15 protein-coding genes are annotated in these 15,191 nt (G+C 66.3%); 5 read left to right on the plus strand and 10 right to left on the minus strand.

Annotated features, from left to right (window positions below):
* Positions 1-51 precede the first annotated feature (51 nt).
* On the plus strand, positions 52-1,320 hold the full coding sequence (locus B2W55_RS00110; RefSeq protein WP_024582248.1) for a lipoprotein-releasing ABC transporter permease subunit: 1,269 nt from the start codon (positions 52-54) through the stop codon (positions 1,318-1,320).
* An 11-nt stretch (positions 1,321-1,331) separates the two neighbouring features.
* Here the strand turns inward: B2W55_RS00110 and B2W55_RS00115 are convergent, their stop codons facing one another.
* From B2W55_RS00115 to B2W55_RS00145, 7 genes are all read right to left on the minus strand, one after another.
* Positions 1,332-2,603: an NAD(P)/FAD-dependent oxidoreductase gene (locus B2W55_RS00115; RefSeq protein WP_024582249.1), complete on the minus strand. Its 1,272-nt coding sequence runs from the start codon at positions 2,601-2,603 to the stop codon at positions 1,332-1,334.
* Positions 2,604-2,665: 62 nt separating this feature from the next.
* The gene (locus tag B2W55_RS00120; protein WP_024582250.1) at positions 2,666-4,324 is read right to left on the minus strand and encodes a thiamine pyrophosphate-binding protein; all 1,659 of its coding nucleotides are present in this window, start codon (positions 4,322-4,324) and stop codon (positions 2,666-2,668) included.
* 309 nt (positions 4,325-4,633) lie between these two features.
* Positions 4,634-5,779: an acyl-CoA dehydrogenase family protein gene (locus B2W55_RS00125; protein ID WP_024582251.1), complete on the minus strand. Its 1,146-nt coding sequence runs from the start codon at positions 5,777-5,779 to the stop codon at positions 4,634-4,636.
* A 12-nt stretch (positions 5,780-5,791) separates the two neighbouring features.
* Positions 5,792-6,619: an SDR family NAD(P)-dependent oxidoreductase gene (locus B2W55_RS00130; RefSeq protein WP_024582252.1), complete on the minus strand. Its 828-nt coding sequence runs from the start codon at positions 6,617-6,619 to the stop codon at positions 5,792-5,794.
* 9 nt (positions 6,620-6,628) lie between these two features.
* Positions 6,629-7,036, minus strand: a complete 408-nt coding sequence (locus tag B2W55_RS00135) for a MaoC family dehydratase (RefSeq protein WP_024582253.1) — start codon at positions 7,034-7,036, stop codon at positions 6,629-6,631.
* Entirely contained in the window at positions 7,033-7,488 is a 456-nt protein-coding gene (locus B2W55_RS00140; RefSeq protein ID WP_024582254.1) for a MaoC family dehydratase N-terminal domain-containing protein, read from the minus strand. Before B2W55_RS00140 ends, B2W55_RS00135 begins: the two co-directional genes overlap by 4 nt.
* Positions 7,489-7,495: 7 nt before the next feature.
* Positions 7,496-8,680, minus strand: coding sequence for a lipid-transfer protein (locus tag B2W55_RS00145; RefSeq protein WP_024582255.1), 1,185 nt, complete (start codon positions 8,678-8,680; stop codon positions 7,496-7,498).
* Positions 8,681-8,776: 96 nt separating this feature from the next.
* Between B2W55_RS00145 and B2W55_RS00150 the strand changes: the two genes are divergently transcribed.
* The 4 genes from B2W55_RS00150 (at position 8,777) to B2W55_RS00165 (ending at position 12,828) form a co-directional block, all read left to right on the plus strand.
* Positions 8,777-9,571: a TetR/AcrR family transcriptional regulator gene (locus B2W55_RS00150; RefSeq protein ID WP_029879354.1), complete on the plus strand. Its 795-nt coding sequence runs from the start codon at positions 8,777-8,779 to the stop codon at positions 9,569-9,571.
* Entirely contained in the window at positions 9,501-11,057 is a 1,557-nt protein-coding gene (locus B2W55_RS00155; protein WP_024582257.1) for an acyl-CoA synthetase, read from the plus strand. The genes B2W55_RS00150 and B2W55_RS00155 overlap by 71 nt, the downstream gene beginning before the upstream one ends.
* 179 nt (positions 11,058-11,236) lie before the next feature.
* Positions 11,237-11,833 carry a DUF2889 domain-containing protein gene (locus tag B2W55_RS00160; protein ID WP_024582258.1) on the plus strand — a complete coding sequence of 199 codons (597 nt, stop codon included), beginning with the start codon at positions 11,237-11,239 and terminating at the stop codon, positions 11,831-11,833.
* Positions 11,834-11,964: 131 nt separating this feature from the next.
* Positions 11,965-12,828: a DMT family transporter gene (locus B2W55_RS00165; RefSeq protein WP_244442235.1), complete on the plus strand. Its 864-nt coding sequence runs from the start codon at positions 11,965-11,967 to the stop codon at positions 12,826-12,828.
* Here the strand turns inward: B2W55_RS00165 and B2W55_RS00170 are convergent.
* The 3 genes from B2W55_RS00170 to B2W55_RS00180 are packed head-to-tail and all read right to left on the minus strand — an operon-like array spanning position 12,825 to position 15,160.
* Entirely contained in the window at positions 12,825-13,556 is a 732-nt protein-coding gene (locus tag B2W55_RS00170; RefSeq protein ID WP_024582260.1) for an SDR family NAD(P)-dependent oxidoreductase, read from the minus strand. The genes B2W55_RS00165 and B2W55_RS00170 overlap by 4 nt on opposite strands.
* Positions 13,549-14,928 carry a class I adenylate-forming enzyme family protein gene (locus tag B2W55_RS00175; protein WP_024582261.1) on the minus strand — a complete coding sequence of 460 codons (1,380 nt, stop codon included), beginning with the start codon at positions 14,926-14,928 and terminating at the stop codon, positions 13,549-13,551. Before B2W55_RS00175 ends, B2W55_RS00170 begins: the two co-directional genes overlap by 8 nt.
* Positions 14,915-15,160, minus strand: a complete 246-nt coding sequence (locus B2W55_RS00180) for a phosphopantetheine-binding protein (RefSeq protein ID WP_024582262.1) — start codon at positions 15,158-15,160, stop codon at positions 14,915-14,917. The genes B2W55_RS00175 and B2W55_RS00180 overlap by 14 nt, the downstream gene beginning before the upstream one ends.
* Between the last annotated feature and the right edge of the window lie 31 nt (positions 15,161-15,191).

Here is a 15,191-nt window from a genome sequence, read left to right on the forward strand (position 1 = left end):
CCGGGCCGAGCCCCGCGGCAAAAAGAATGGTATGCCGATCCCATTGGGCCCATGAGCAAGATTGTGGCAGAGCCATCGCAAACCACGCCGTTCGCCCCGTTCGAATGGATGCTCTCGGCACGCTACCTGCGGGCGCGGCGCCGGGAAGGCCTCATCTCGGTGATCGCCGGATTTTCGTTCCTCGGCATCATGCTCGGTGTCGCCACGCTGATCATCGTGATGGCGGTCATGAACGGCTTTCGCAAGGAACTGCTTGGCAAGATTCTCGGCCTCAACGGCCACATTCTGGTGCAACCGGTGGAAAGGCCCCTGACCGACTGGCAGGATGTCACCGAACGCATCACCCGGGTACAGGGCATCCGACTCGTTGTACCGGTGGTCGACGGCACCGCGCTGGCATCATCCTCCGAGGCTTCCGGCGTCCTCGTCCGCGGTATCCGCGCCGCCGACCTCTCGCGTCTCCCCTCCGTCGGCAACACCATCAAGGGGTCGATCGAGAATTTTGACGAGGACCAGGGGATCGTCATCGGCCGCCGGCTCGCCGATCAGCTCGCGGCACGCGTAGGCGACAGCATCACGCTGATCGCGCAACGTGGTGCGAGCACGCCGATGGGCGTCATGCCGCGGATCAAGAAGTATCAGGTATCAGCCGTGTTCGAGATCGGCATGTCCGAATATGACGCCGGCCTCGTCTTCATGCCGATCGCGGAGGCACAGGCTTACTTCAACCGCGGCACGAACGTCACCGGGATCGAGGTCTTCACCACCGATCCGGATCACATCGACCAGTTCAGCAAGGCGGTGCTGGAGGCAGCGGAGCGGCCGGTCTTCCTGGTGGATTGGCGTCAGCGCAACACGACCTTCTTTGGCCTGCTCCAGGTCCAACGCAACGTGATGTTCGTGATCCTGACCATGATCGTGCTAGTGGCGGCGCTGAACATCGTGTCCGGGCTGATCATGCTGGTCAAGGACAAGGGCAGCGACATAGCGATCCTCCGCACGATGGGCGCCTCACAAGGCTCCATCATGCGGATCTTCCTGATCACCGGAGCTTCGATCGGCGTGGTGGGGACGCTGGTCGGCTTCACGGTCGGCCTGGTCGTCTGCCGCCACATCGAGGCGATCCGTCAAGCCCTGTCATGGCTGACCGGCAGGCAGCTCTTCCCACCCGAACTCTACTTCCTGTCAGAGCTGCCGGCCGAGGTCGATGTCGTGGAGACCGCCACAGTCGTGATCATGGCACTGACGCTGGCGTTCCTCGCGACGCTCTATCCATCGTGGCGCGCTGCGCGGCTCGATCCGGTCAAGGCATTCCGGTAACGCGGACTGACCTAAAGGAAACGCGACGGCGCGAACGGCGCCAGCGGAATCTCCGGCGGCTTTCCGCTCAGCAGTTGCGCGACCAGTCGGCCGGTGCGGGCCGAGCCGACCAGGCCGACGTGACCGTGGCCGAAGGCGTAGATGACGTCGCTCGTGGCGCGGCTGTGGCCGATGCAGGGGCGGCCGTCGGGCATGCTCGGGCGATGGCCGAACCAGGTCTTGATCCGCGATGGCGGAATATCCCGCGGCAGTTTCGGGAACATGCTGAGCAGATGGTCGCGCAGGATCTCGGCACGCTGCCAGTTCGGCTCGGCGTCGAGCCCCGCGATCTCCACCGTGCCGGCGGCGCGCAGGCCCTTGTCGGTCCAGTTGACGACCATCTTGGCGTCGGATGCCATGATCGAATTGCGCGGACCGCACTCCGGATGTTCGATCATCACGTGATAGCCGCGCTCGGTTTCCAGCGGCAACCGATCGCCGATCGATGCGGTCAGTTGCTTCGAGCGCGCGCCGGCGGCGACCACTGCGGCGTCGCAGGGAATTTCGCCGCTCTCGGTGATCACGGCGACGAGCCTGTCGCCGGACAGCTTGAGACCGGTGGCCTTGGCAGCGACGCGCTCGGCGCCGTTCGCGATCGCATGCGCGGCGAGCGCCGCGACATAGGCGCCGGGATCGCGGCAGCGGCCCGCCTCCTCGACCACGACACCGAACTTGTAGCGCGGATGCAGGTCGGGCTCGCGCTGGCGCATCTCGTTTTCGTCGAGCTCCAGCCATTCGATGCCGACGCGCTTGCGAATGCGCCAGCCGAGATCCTTGTCAAACGGGGCGCGCGAGGGAAACGCGTGCATCACGCCGCGCCGCTCGATCAGCTCGGGGACGCCGGCCTCCTCGGCGAGCTGCCGGTGCAGCAGCGGCGCGTCCTGGAGCAGGTCGCGCATCGCGCGCGCGGTGGCCTCGACCTGCGCCTCGGTCCGGCTCGACAGCAGGTATTTGACCAGCCACGGCAAGGCCTTCGGCAGGTACGACCAGCGGATCGCCAGCGGCCCGAGCGGGTCCATCAGATAGCCCGGCACCTTCTTCCAGGTGCCGGGTTCAGCCGGCGGGATCACCGAATGCGACGACAGCCAGCCGGCATTGCCATAGCTCGCCGCCTGCTCGCCGCCGGGCTCGCCCGGATCGATCAGCGTGACGCGATGGCCCTCGCGCAGCGCTTCGATGGCGCTGATGACGCCGACCGCGCCGGCACCGATGATCGCGACGTGACGGCCGGCCGGCTGCACCATCAGCGTGTGGCCTTTCTGTTGGGCATGATCTCTTTCGGAAAACCGCTTCGCACTTTTCCGGATCAGGCCTGCCCGGGGACAAAATCCTTGCCGACCGACAGCGCACGCTGATCGACCAGGCAGTGCAGGATCGCCGGCTTGCCGGAAGCCAGTGCGCGCTCGAACGCCGGCGCGAAATCTTCGGTGCGCTCGACCCGCTCGCCATGGCCGCCGAACGCCTTGGCGTACAGCGCGAAGTCCGGATTCTTGAGCTGGGTACCGACGACCCGGCCGGGATAGTCGCGCTCCTGATGCATGCGGATGGTGCCGTATTGCGCATTGTCGATGATGACGACGACCAGCGGCGCGTCGTACTGCACGGCGGTGGCGAACTCCTGCCCGTTCATCAGGAAGCAACCGTCGCCGGCGAACGCGACGACGACGCGATCCGGATGCTGCCGCTTGGCCATCACGGCCGCCGGCACCCCATAGCCCATCGAGCCCGAGGTCGGCGCGAGCTGCGCGGCGAAGCTGTGGAAGCGATGGTGACGGTGAATCCAGCCGGCGTAGTTGCCGGCGCCGTTGCAGACGATCGCGTCTTTCGGCAAGCGGTCGCGCAACCAGGTGACGACCTCGCCATATTGGAAGCTGCCCGGCAGCTCGCGCGGCTTGTCGGTCCAGGCCAGATAGTCCGCATGCGCCTTTGCCGCCTCGCCCTTCCAGCCCGGCGCGGCCGAGGGCTTCATGTTCTCGACCGCGGCGGCAAAGGCCGCGGGCGTCGCCTGGATCGCCAGCGCCGGCTGGTAGACCCGGCCGAGTTCTTCCGAGCCAGGATGGACATGGATCAGCTTCTGGCTCGGCACGGGAATGTCGAGCAGCGTGTAGAACGATGACGGCATCTCCGACATCCGGCCACCGATCAAGAGGATGACGTCGGCGCCGGTGATACGGTCCTTCAGCTTCGGGCTCGGGCCGATGCCGAGATCGCCGGCATAGTGCGAATGATCGGCGTCGAACAGCGACGCGCGCCGGAACGAGGTCGCGACCGGGAGATCAAAACGCTCGGCAAAGCGCGCGATGCCCTTGGCGGCATCAGCGGTCCAGGCCGAGCCGCCGAGCACCACGATCGGCGCCTTGGCGGATGCGAGCATGGCGCCGAGGCGCTCGAGGTCAGCCGGTGCCGGCCAGGTCGCCGCGGGCTCGACCTTCGGCGCGTCGGCGACCGCTGCGGTTTCGGTCAGCATGTTCTCCGGCAGCGAGATCACCACCGGACCGGGGCGGCCCTGTAGCGCGACACGGAAGGCGCGCGCGACCAGCTCGGGGATGCGATCGGGGCGATCGATCTCGACGGCCCATTTCGCCATGGTGCCGAACACCGCCTTGTAGTCGAGCTCCTGGAACGCCTCGCGCTCGCGCATGCCGGTGTCGACCTGGCCGACGAACAGGATCATTGGGGTCGAGTCCTGCATCGCGATGTGCACGCCGTGCGCAGCGTTGGTCGAACCGGGGCCGCGGGTGACGAAGCAGATGCCCGGACGTCCGGTCAGCTTGCCATAGGCCTCCGCCATCATCGCAGCCCCGCCCTCGGCGCGGCAGATCACGACGTCGATCGGACTGTCATGCAGGGCATCGAGCGCCGCCAGATAGCTCTCGCCGGGCACGCAGGTGACGCGTTCCACTCCCTGCGCGACCAGCTGGTCGATCAGGATCTGGCCTCCGGTGCGGGCGTTCGATTTGGTCATGAGGGCTCCCTGCGGGCATTGGCGCGCGCCTGGCGGGCCGCGCGGAACGTGGTCCGACGGGGGTATGATAGACCGGAATGTGGCGCAAGGCCGAACTCGCCGCGGGATGCGGCGGCCGCATTGGGCTATGCGGTGGGAAAAGGTGTGCTGGCGACTTGCGCAGCCGGTCGATTCTGCAGAACGGGTCCCGGCCCAGGTCCCATCCGCCGTCGTTGCGAGCGAAGCGAAGCAATCCATGCCCACCCAGAAAGCCGAAAGCTGGATTGCTTCGCTTCGCTCGCAATGACGAAACTAGCAGCCCAATCCGCCCTACAACGACCGCGCGATCAGGACCTTCATGATCTCGTTGGTGCCGCCATAGATCTTCTGGATGCGGGAATCGATGAACATCCGCGAGATCGGATATTCCTGCATGTAGCCATAGCCGCCGTGCAGTTGCAGGCATTCGTCGGCGGTCTCGACCTGCTTCTGCGAGCACCACCATTTCGCCATCGAGGCCGTCACGGTGTCGAGATCGCCGGCCACCAGCCGCTCGACGCACCAGTCCACGAACACGCGCGCGATCGTCGCCTCGGTCTTGCGCTCGGCCAGCGTGAAGGCGGTGTTCTGGAACTCGATCAGCGGCTTGCCGAACGCGGTGCGCTCCTTGGTGTATTCGGCGGTGATCTTCACTGCGCGCTCCATCGAGGCGACGGCGCCGATCGCCAGCGACAGCCGTTCCTGCGGCAGTTGCTGCATCAGTTGCACGAAGCCGTTGCCCTCCTCGTTGCCGAGCAGGTTTTCCGGCGGCACCGTGACATTGTCGAAGAACAGCTCCGAGGTATCGGAGGCATGCAGGCCGATCTTGTCGAGGTTGCGGCCGCGGCGGTAGCCCTCGGCGCCGGCGGTCTCGACCACGATCAGCGAGATGCCCTTGGCGCCCGCGGCGCCGGTGCGCGCGACGACGATCACGAGATCGGCGGCCTGGCCGTTGGTGATAAAGGTCTTCTGGCCGTTGATGACATAGGAATTGCCCTGCTTCTTCGCCGTGGTCTTGACGGCCTGCAGGTCGGAGCCGGTGCCGGGCTCGGTCATCGCGATGGCGCCGACCATCTCGCCGGACGCCATCCTGGGCAGCCAGCGCTTCTTCTGCTCCTCCGAGCCATAGTTGAGGATGTAATGCGCGACGATCGCGCTGTGCACGGAGACGCCGGTGGTCAATTCCGGGACGGTGCTCTCGAGATCGTCGAGGACAGCGGCGTCATAGGCGAAGGTCGTCCCCAGGCCGCCATAGGCCTCGGGTACGCTCGGCAGCAGCGCGCCCATCTCGCCGAGCGCGCGCCAGGCGGAGCGGTCGACCAGCTTCTGCGCGCGCCATGTCTCGGCATGCGGCGCCAGGTCCTTGGCAAGAAATTTGCGAAACTGGTCACGGAAGGTGTCCAGCTCCTCGGTCATCCAGGACGATCGGTAGTGCATGTTATCCTCGTGTCAGATGAGCAGACCGCCGCCGGCGACGATCACCTGGCCACTGATGTAGTTCGATTCCGGGCTGCAGAACAGATAGACGGCATCGGCTGCCTCTTCCGGCGTGCCGCCGCGGCCAAGCGGGATCATGCGGCCCATCGCCTCCAGCATCTGCGGCTGCACGCCGACCTTGATGTCGCGGCCGGCGACGTCGATGGTCTTCTGCTGGGTCTCGATCGGCTGGGTCAGGCGGGTGTTGATCAGGCCGAACGCCACGCAATTGACATTGACCTTGTAGCGGCCCCACTCCTTGCACATCGTCCGCGTCAGCCCGATCAGCGAGGCCTTCGCCGAGGAATAGCTCGCCTGCCCGGCATTGCCGTAGAGGCCCGCGATCGAAGAGATGTTGACGACCTTGCGGAACACCTCGCGCCCGGCCTCGGCCTCCTTCTTCGCCATCACCCGGATCGGCTCGGATGCCGCACGCATGATGCGGAACGGCGCGACCAGATGGACGTCGAGCATCGCCTGGAACTGCTCGTCGGTCATCTTCTGGATCGTCGAGTCCCAGGTGTAACCGGCATTGTTGACGATGATGTCGAGGCCGCCGAACTGCTCGATGGCGCTACCTACAAAACGATCGGCAAAACCGGCTTCGGTCACGCTGCCATTGACCGCGATCGCCTCACCGCCCATGGCCTTGATCTCGGCGACGACGGCGTCGCCCGGCTCGGCATCGAGGTCGTTGACCACGACGCGCGCGCCCTCGCTCGCGAGCTTCAGCGCAATCGCCCGCCCGATGCCGCGCCCCGATCCGGAGACCAGCGCGACCTTCCCTTGCAGCTTCGACATGATCTCTCCCTACAGCGCGATGATGGCTTCGCCGGCAAGCTTGATCTCGCCGTTCTGGTCCTTGGTCGTCAGCGCGAGCTTTGCGCGCCGTTCGCCATGATGCTCGATCAGCTCGATCACCACGCCCTCGCAGGTCAGCTTCGCCCCAAGTTGCGTGATGGCGGCGAAGCGGGTCGAGAACGAGCGGATCCGCGACGGCACGACCGCATCGGTCAACGCCTGACCGAGATAGCCCATCACCAGCATGCCGTGCGAGAACACGTCGGGGAAACCCGCCGCCTTGGCGAAATCGAGATCGACATGGATCGGGTTGTGATCCCCCGAAGCCCCGCAATACAGCGCCAGGCGATGGCGGGTGATCGGCGGAAACTCCTTGTGGACCAGGCGGTCGCCGACCGACGGAATGGCAGCGCTCATGACGGCCTCGCATTGCGCACCACGACCGTGCGCGAGGTATCGGCGACGTGAATGCCGTTCTGGTTGGTGACCGCAGTGACGATGACGATCAGGGTCATCGCCCCGCCCTTCTTGTCGGTGACTTCGGTGACGCGCGACGTCAGGGTCAGCGTGTCGCCGACGACCACCGGCGCGTGATAGTCGAAGCGCTGCTCGCCATGCAGCACGCGGGCGAGATCGATGTCGAGCGCGGTCAGGAATTCGAACGGATCGGGCGCGTCCATCATCTCCAGGCAGAACAGATAGGTCGGCGGCACCGGCGCCGCAGTGAAGCCGGCCGCACGTGCGGCCGCCCCGTCGCGATAGACCGGGTTGGTGTCGCCGAGCGTGTCGAGGAAGAAGCGCAGACGCCCCGGCTCGACGCGCGCGGTCACGGGCGCGAATGTACGCCCGACAGCGGATTGATCGACCATGGTGACCTCAGGCGCGTTGGTAGAGCGTCACGACGCAGGCGCCGCCGAGGCCGAGATTGTGCTGCAAGCCGAGCCGCGCGCCCTCCACCTGCGTCGCCGCAGCGGTGCCGCGCAACTGCCGCGTGAGCTCGTAGCACTGTGCGAGGCCGGTGGCACCGAGCGGATGGCCCTTCGACAGCAACCCGCCGGAGGGATTGGTGACGAACTTGCCGCCATAGGTGTTGTCGCCGTCGTCGATGAACTTCGCCGCCTCACCCTGCCCGCACAGGCCGAGCCCTTCATAGGTGATGAGCTCGTTGTGCGCGAAGCAGTCGTGCAGCTCGACGACGTCAATGTCCTTTGGGCCGATGCCAGCAGCTTCATAGACCTTGTTGGCGGCATCGCGCGCCATGTCGTAGCCGACCACCTGCATCATGTCGGAGGCCCCAAAGGTCGACGGCGTATCCGTCGTCATCGCCTGCGCGGCGATGCGGACCTGCCTGTTGAGGCCGTGCTGCTCGGCGAACTTGTCCGAGACCAGGATCGCGGCAGCGGCGCCGCAGGTCGGCGGGCACGCCATCAGCCGCGTCATCACGCCGGGCCAGATCACCTGGTCGTTCATCACGTCGTCGGCGGTGACCTCCTTGCGGAACAGCGCCAGCGGGTTGTTCTTGGCGTGGCGGCTCGCCTTGGCGCGCACTTTCGCGAACGCCGAGAGCGGCGTGCCGTATTTCTTCATATGGCTGAGGCCGGCGCCGCCGAAATAGCGCAGCGCCAGCGGCACGCCGGGCGCGTCGACCAGCTTGTCGGCGGCGGCGTCGAAATCGTCGAACGCGCTCGGACGATCAGTGAACACGGCCCCGAGTGCGCCGGGCTTCATCTGCTCGAAGCCGAGCGCCATCACGCAATCGGCCGCGCCCGATTCGATCGCCTGCCGCGCCAGAAACAAAGCGGTCGAGCCGGTCGAGCAGTTGTTGTTGACGTTGACGATCGGAATGCCGGTCATGCCGACCGGATAGAGCGCACGCTGGCCGCAGGTGGAGTCGCCATAGACATAGCCGACATAGGCCTGCTGCACGCGGCCGTAGTCGAGACCGGCATCGGCGAGCGCAAGCTTCGCGGCCTCGGCGCCCATTACATGATACGGCGCATTGGCGCCGGGCTTGACGAACGGGATCATGCCGACCCCGGCAACATAGGTGCGTGACGTCATCGCGTGTCCTCCCGAAAATTACCCACTGGACTATTTATTACCCATGGGTAATATACGTCGCATCACGCAGAGTCAATGCGGCATCGGCTTCACGAGATGGACGAACATACCCCCTCTTCCAGCGCCTCCCCCTGGCTGCCGTTCGAGAGCCGGCGCCGTGCCCGCGACGAAAAGCGCGAGGCGGTGTTGCGCACGGCCGTCGCGCTGTTCCTGGAACAGGGCTATCACCGCGCCACGCTGAACGAGGTCGCCAAGCGGCTCAACATTACCAAGCCGGCGCTCTACAACTACTTCCGCGGCAAGGACGAGATTCTCTACGAGTGCTGGTCGCTCGGCAACGAACTGGTCGACGAATGCATCGCCGAAACATCGGCGGGCAGCGGCAGCGGGCTTGCCAAGCTGCGCAAGCTGATCGTCCGCTATGCCGAGCTGATGACCGAGGACTACGGCAAGAGCCTGGTCCGCTTCGACATCCGCGATCTCAGCGAACACAATCGCAAGATCGTGCAGACCGCCAAGCGGCGGATCGACCGCGCCTTCCGCGACTATATCGCCGATGGCATCAAAGACGGTTCGGTGAAACAGTGCGATCCGAAGCTCTCGGCATTCGCGATTGCGGGTTCGCTGAACTGGATCGGGCACTGGTTTCAGCCCGGCGGCGAGATGACCGGACGCGCGGTGGCCGAGGAATTCGCAATCCGCCTCACCGAGGGGATTGCCACGACAACAACGCGCAAGACAGCGCAGAAGGCAGCCGTTCCGGCTGCAGAGAAGGCGGACAAACCGCCTCGCAACGGAAACGCACCAAGGGAGGATGAGGGTGAACATCACGCACGGACTGCGGCGCGCGCAGCAGGTCAATCCAAACGGGCTCGCAGTCGTCTGCGGTGAGCGACGCCGCAGCTGGCGCGAGGTCGGCGAACGGGTCGCCCGCCTCGCCGCCGGCATCCGCAGCCTCGGCGCCGAGACCGGCGACCGCGTCGCGATCCTGTCGCTGAACTCGGACCGCTATCTCGAGCTCTACCTGGCGGTCGGCTGGACCGGCGCGGTGATCGTGCCGCTCAACATCCGCTGGTCGCCGATCGAGAATGAGGACGCGCTGCGCGACTGCCGCGCCACGATCCTGTTCGTCGACAAGGCGTTCGCAGCGGTCGGTACCACGCTGGCAAGCGCGATCCCCGGCCTCAAGCTGATCTATGCCGACGAGGGCGAAACGCCCGCCGGCATGGAGAATTACGAGACGCTGATCGCGCGTAGCGAACCTATTCCGGATGCGATGCGCACCCGCGACGATCTCGCCGGCATCTTCTACACCGGCGGCACCACCGGCCGCTCCAAGGGCGTGATGCTGAGCCACGGCAATCTGATGGCCAACGCGCTGAATGCGCTCGGCGAAGGCCTGTGGCCCAGCAGCACGATCTATCTGCATGCGGCGCCGATGTTCCACCTCGCCAACGGCGCGGCGATGTATTCGGTGCTGCTGTCCGGCGGATCCAACGTCGTGATCCAGAGCTTCACGCCCGATGGCGTCGCGGCCGCGGTGCAGAAGGAGCGCATCACCGATGTGTTGCTGGTGCCGACCATGATCCAGATGTTCGTCGATCATCCGACGCTCGGCAATTACGACCTGTCGTCGATGAAGCGGATCGCCTACGGCGCATCGGTCATCAGCGACGCGGTGCTGATGCGGGCCATGAAGGCGCTGCCGCATGTCGAATTCACCCAGGCTTACGGCATGACCGAGCTGTCGCCGATCGCGACGCTGCTGCACTGGAAGGAGCATATCGGCGATGGCCGTGCCAAGGGCCGGCATCGCGGCGCCGGCCGGGCGACGCTGGGTGCCGAAGTGAAGATCGTCGATGCCCTGGATCAGGTGGTCCCACTCGGCACCGTTGGCGAGATCGCGGTGCGCGGCGATATGGTGATGATGGGCTATTGGGAGCGGCCCGAAGAGACCGCGCGCGCCGTGATCGACGGCTGGATGCACACCGGCGACGGCGGCTACATGGATGCCGACGGCTTCGTCTACGTCGTCGACCGCGTCAAGGACATGATCATCTCCGGAGGCGAGAACGTCTATTCGGCCGAGGTCGAGAACGCCCTCGCCCAGCACCCCGCGGTGGCGCAATGCGCCGTGATCGGCATTCCGAGCGAGCGCTGGGGCGAGCAGGTCCACGCCGTCGTGGTGATGAAGAGCGGCGCCAGCGCCACAGCGGAAGAGCTGATGGAGCACTGCAAGGCGCTGATCGCCGGCTACAAATGCCCGCGCAGCGTCGACATCACCGCAACCCCGCTGCCGCTCTCCGGCGCCGGCAAGATCCTGAAGCGCGAGCTGCGCAAGCCGTATTGGGAGAACCGCGAACGGCGGGTGAGCTGATCGCGGGATTGTAAGGCGGGTTCGCAAAGCGTAACCCGCCATTTCGCCGCACAAAGACGGCGGGTTTCGCCTGCGGCTAACCTGCCCTACGCGGTGCATGCCGCTGCGCGGGCAGCGCCCGTTGACATCAGCGCACGCGGCCGGTTGGATTGATTCCAGATTCAATCGAGCGAGTTCCGATGTCCGCACCCGATACCAACGCCGACGGCAAGGGCCGCCGCCTGATGCACCGTCGCTCCGTCGAATGCCTCGGCTTTCTCCGCGACGACGGCCTGTGGGAGGTCGAGGCCCGCCTCGTCGACACCAAGCCCTATGCACGGCAGGACAAGCATCGCGGCCTACAGCAGCCCGACGATCCCGTGCACGACATCAGGCTGCGGCTCGCGGTCGACGACAGTTTCACGATCCGCGAGACCGGCACCACGATGGCCTCGACGCCCTACCCGTCCTGCCTCGACGTCGAAGGCATCTTGCAGCGCCTGGTCGGCGAGCGCATCGGCAAGGGCTGGCGCGAGCTGGTCCGCCACAAGATCGGCAAGCTCGAGACCTGCACTCACCTGGCCGAGCTGCTCGGACCGGCGGTGACGACGCTGTTTCAGACCGCGACCTCGGGTAAGGACCCGCAGGGCCGCGGTGCGCTCGATCACCAGCGCGACGTCAAGGAGCCGCCGTTCTTCGTCGGCGGCTGCTATTCGTGGCGGCTGGACGGGCCGGTCGTGGCCGAGACATTTCCGCAGTTTGCGAAAAAGCCGGCCGAGGCGAAGCAGGACTCCTGACACGATCGGCTTCAGCGCCAATCAGCCTTGCATCCGGATGGGTTGATCCGCCCCAAGAGGTCACGTAGTCGTCCACGATGACCGAACACGCGGCCGGCGCCGGGACGACACCCCTTCTCGATACCAAATCCATGTTGCCGGGGATCGCATGCGGACTCGGCGCGTCGCTTTGCTGGGCGCTCGGCTTCGTGGCGACCCGGCACGGCCTGAAAATCGGGTTCACGCCGGTGGACCTGCTGATGCACCGCTATCTGTGGTCGGGCATCGTGTTCGTCCCGCTGGTCCTGCGCGCCGGCCTCGGCGATCTCTGCGGCATCGGATGGGGCCGCGGCATGGCGCTGATGATGCTGGGCGGACCGGTGATGTCGATCATCAGCTATGCGGGCTTCATGTTCGTGCCGCTCGGGCACGGCAGCGTGATCCAGCCTTCCTGTGCGACACTCGGCGGGTTGTTTCTCGCGGTCGTCCTGCTCAAGGAAACGATTTCGCTCTCCCGGCTTGCCGGCGCCGTCGTCATCGTGTGCGGCCTTGCCGTGATCGGCAGCGAGTCGATCGGCCATATGGGACCGAGCGCGGTGATGGGCGATCTGATCTTCGTCCTCACCGGGCTGATGTTTGCAGGCTTCGCCACGCTGGTGCGCTACTGGCGTGTGTCGGCGTTCTCGGTCGCGACGGTCATCAGCGTGCTGTCGCTCGCGCTGTTTCCGCTCTATGCCGCATCGGGTGGTCTCGCTCGCGACGCGGCCATCGGCCTCGACGAGAATGCGCTACAGGCGATCGCCCAGGGCATCCTGGCCGGGCCCGCCGCGCTCTATATGTTCGCCCAGTCGATCCAGCGTCTCGGCGTTGCCCGCGCGGCGGTCTTTCCCGCGATTGTACCGGCGCTGACCCTGCTGTTGGGCTGGCTGCTGATCGGCGAGCCGCCGACCACGTTGCAGGCAGCGGGACTGATCACGGTTCTGGCCGGCTTCTACCTCGCACAGCGGCAGAGCTAGGCCGTACTGCCGGCGTCGATGACCTGAACCGTGCCGGTGATGTTGCTACCACCCTCGCCGAGCAGGAATTCCGCCATCGCGGCCACATCGTCGGCCGTCGCCAGCCGGCGCAGCGCGCTGCGGCTAGCGATCCGCGCGCGGTCGTCGTCGCCCAGTCCCTTGGTCAGCTCGGTATCGATGAAGCCGGGCGCGATCGCATTCACGGTGATGCCGAGCTGGCCGACCTCGCGCGCCAGCGACCGCGTGAAGCCGGTGGCAGCCGCCTTGCTCGCGCCATAGACCGAGAGGCCCTTGTAGCCGGTCGCGGCCACGATCGAGGACATGTTGATGATGCGGCCCGCACCATCGGCCATCATCTGCCGCGCGACGTATTTGGTCAGGATGATCGGCGAGAGCACGTTGAGGCGGACCAGGGCTTCGATCTGGCTGTTGTGCATGGTCGCAAGCAGGCCCTCGGTCCCGATGCCGGCATTGTTGACCAGGCCGAAGATCGGACCGAACGCACGGCGCAGCTCCTGCACGAAGGCCGGAATCGCATCGACCTCGCTGAGATCGAACGCCCTGAAGCAGATTTCTCCGCCGCTGCCGGCCCCAGTTGCAATGGCGTCGTCGAGCTCCGCGCCGCGGCTGCGCGCCACCGCGATCACGCGATCGCCGCCGCGCGCCAGGCGGCGGGCGATGGCAAGTCCGATGCCGCGGCTTGCGCCGGTGACGAGGATGCTACGCATCGGCGCGCGCCAGCTTGCCGGCCGGCGTCACCGCCAGCGCGGGCACGAAGCGCAGGATGGCCGGCACCTTGTACGGCGCCAGCGCCGCGCGGCATGCGGTCAGGATGCCATCACGCATTGCGGCGTGGTCGCCGGCCTGCGAGCCATCCGCGAGCACGACGTCGGCCGCCGCGATTGCGCCGGTGATCGGGTTGCGCTGCGCCCGCGCCCGCGACATGCGCACACCGGGACAGGCGTTGATCACGGCCTCGATCTCCTCGGGGTGCACCTTGTGGCCGCCGATATTGATGATGCCGCCGCGCCGGCCGGCAAAATAACAGCGGCCGTTCCGAACCTCGATCATGTCGCCGGTGTCGACGAAGCCGTCGGCATCGGTCAATGCCGCTTTGGCGCCGACATAGCCGGTCGCGACCCGGCCCGAGCGAATCCGCAGCGAGCCGTGCTCGATCTTCATGTCGACGCCGTCGCGGCCGCCGCCGAGCATCGCCTCGGGAAAACCCTCCAGACCGTCATTGACGGCAAAGCCGACCCCAGCCTCGGTCGAGGCGTAGGCATGGCCGACCGACGCCGCCGGAAATGCCTGCTTGAGCGCATCGAGGATCGCCTGATCCGCGATCTCGCCGGACAGGCGCACGTAGCGTGGTGCGAAACCACGCGCGGCACCGCTCATCAAGAGCTTGCGCCAATGCGTCGGCGTACCTGAGATGTGGGTGACGCCGCGCGCATTCAGGCGGGCGACCCAATCGACCATCTCCTCGCGCGGATCCGACAGCACCATGGAGCCGCCGCCGATCATGGCGCGCAGCAATATCTGCAAGCCGCCGTAGCGACGGATGTCGTAGAAGGTCGCCCACACCGGCGATCCGGCCGCAACCGTATCGGCGACGATCGCACCGCTGAGGCCCGCGAGCGTATGACTGACGATCTTGGGTACGCCCGACGTGCCCGAGGTCAGCATCAGCCACTCCGTCGCGGCGGCTGCGTCGGCTGGCGGCCGTGACGGCTGCGGCTCGGCCAACATTGTGTATGTCGGGATATTGCTGCCGGCCCAGCGCGCGGGATCGTCCGACACCACGGCATCAATCGCGGCGGCCGTCACCAGCGCTGCGAGATGATCGGGGCTGACATCGGATGGCAGCAGCAACATCCGCCGTGCAACGCCGTCGAGTTCGGCCAGCGCGATGGCGGATTGCAGCTGCGTCGACAGATCGAGCAGCACCGAACGGCCGGCGAGCTCCACGAGCCCGCCAGCGAACCAGCTTTGCTCCGACATGCCGCTGAGCGACACGCGTGCCTCGGCGTCGGACATGGTCCGGCCCGCGGGCGCGGCGCCGAGCCAACCGCGCAAGGCCCGAAGCTCAGGCCGGGACATTCTCATACGCCCTGACGAAGTCGCCTATCGTGAGGGGGAACGACACCTCGTCCGACACCGTGAAAGGATCGCGTCCGGTCTCGTCCTCGAGCCGCGCGACCAGAATCGCAAAGCCCAGGGAATCCAGGCCCGTAGCGTGCAGCGCCAGGTCGTCATTCAACGGCGGCAGCGTGACGTTCTGCTCCCGCGCAACCTGCTGCATCTCGGCAATGATCTTTAACCTTATCGACATCGGCCTTTTGCTTTCCGTGCCAGCTATGACA

This window comes from Bradyrhizobium sp. UBA2491 (genome assembly GCF_002341725.1).
Classification (GTDB): domain Bacteria; phylum Pseudomonadota; class Alphaproteobacteria; order Rhizobiales; family Xanthobacteraceae; genus Bradyrhizobium.

Bases quoted from the DNA above. Each gene is read 5' to 3' on its own strand.
- B2W55_RS00110 (WP_024582248.1), top strand. From the start codon at position 52: ATGAGCAAGATTGTGGCAGAGCCATCGCAAACCACGCCGTTCGCCCCG.
- B2W55_RS00115 (WP_024582249.1), bottom strand. From the start codon at position 2,603: ATGGTGCAGCCGGCCGGCCGTCACGTCGCGATCATCGGTGCCGGCGCG.
- B2W55_RS00120 (WP_024582250.1), bottom strand. From the start codon at position 4,324: ATGACCAAATCGAACGCCCGCACCGGAGGCCAGATCCTGATCGACCAG.
- B2W55_RS00125 (WP_024582251.1), bottom strand. From the start codon at position 5,779: ATGCACTACCGATCGTCCTGGATGACCGAGGAGCTGGACACCTTCCGT.
- B2W55_RS00130 (WP_024582252.1), bottom strand. From the start codon at position 6,619: ATGTCGAAGCTGCAAGGGAAGGTCGCGCTGGTCTCCGGATCGGGGCGC.
- B2W55_RS00135 (WP_024582253.1), bottom strand. From the start codon at position 7,036: ATGAGCGCTGCCATTCCGTCGGTCGGCGACCGCCTGGTCCACAAGGAG.
- B2W55_RS00140 (WP_024582254.1), bottom strand. From the start codon at position 7,488: ATGGTCGATCAATCCGCTGTCGGGCGTACATTCGCGCCCGTGACCGCG.
- B2W55_RS00145 (WP_024582255.1), bottom strand. From the start codon at position 8,680: ATGACGTCACGCACCTATGTTGCCGGGGTCGGCATGATCCCGTTCGTC.
- B2W55_RS00150 (WP_029879354.1), top strand. From the start codon at position 8,777: ATGGACGAACATACCCCCTCTTCCAGCGCCTCCCCCTGGCTGCCGTTC.
- B2W55_RS00160 (WP_024582258.1), top strand. From the start codon at position 11,237: ATGTCCGCACCCGATACCAACGCCGACGGCAAGGGCCGCCGCCTGATG.
- B2W55_RS00165 (WP_244442235.1), top strand. From the start codon at position 11,965: ATGTTGCCGGGGATCGCATGCGGACTCGGCGCGTCGCTTTGCTGGGCG.
- B2W55_RS00170 (WP_024582260.1), bottom strand. From the start codon at position 13,556: ATGCGTAGCATCCTCGTCACCGGCGCAAGCCGCGGCATCGGACTTGCC.
- B2W55_RS00175 (WP_024582261.1), bottom strand. From the start codon at position 14,928: ATGTCCCGGCCTGAGCTTCGGGCCTTGCGCGGTTGGCTCGGCGCCGCG.
- B2W55_RS00180 (WP_024582262.1), bottom strand. From the start codon at position 15,160: ATGTCGATAAGGTTAAAGATCATTGCCGAGATGCAGCAGGTTGCGCGG.